At 45.4% G+C, this 700-nt stretch carries 1 protein-coding gene; it reads left to right on the top strand.

The features are described 5' to 3' along the window. Positions 1–700: AAA family ATPase (locus ACRCJ0_RS17680; protein ID WP_431391456.1), on the top strand; the 700-nt coding region annotated here is incomplete at both ends.

Here is a 700-nt window from a genome sequence, read left to right as displayed (position 1 = left end):
GATTATCTTTATTGATGAGATTGATGCTGTTGGTCGTCGTCGTGGTGCTGGTCCAGGATCAGGTCATGATGAACGTGAGCAAACATTAAACCAATTGCTGGTTGAGATGGATGGTTTCTCTGAAAAAGATAATGTTATCGTGATTGCAGCAACTAACCGTTCTGACGTATTGGACCCAGCTTTACTACGTCCAGGCCGTTTTGATAGACAGGTATTAGTTGGTCGTCCAGATGTTAAAGGACGTGAAGCAATCTTGAAAGTACATGCCCGTAACAAGCCATTCGGCCCAGGGGTAGACTTGAAAGTTCTTGCTCAACAAACCCCAGGATTTACTGGTGCTGAACTTGAAAACTTATTAAACGAGGCGGCTTTAGTGGCAGCTCGTGTAGATAAGAAACAAATTGATATGATTGATATCGATGAAGCGCAAGATCGCGTGATTGCTGGTCCGGCTAAGAAAGATCGCGTGATTTCTAAGGTTGAACGTCGCATGGTTGCTTACCACGAGGCTGGTCATACCATTGCCGGTTTAGTCCTGAGCGACGCCCGTGTAGTCCACAAGGTGACAATTGTACCGCGTGGTAAAGCTGGTGGTTATGCGATTATGCTTCCTCGTGAAGACCAAAACCTTTACACAACGAAAGACTTGCGTGAACAAGTTATTGGTTTACTAGGTGGACGTGCCGCTGAACAATTAATC

This window comes from Aerococcus sp. L_32, assembly GCF_050689315.1.
This window is presented reverse-complemented; position numbering and strand designations above follow the sequence as displayed.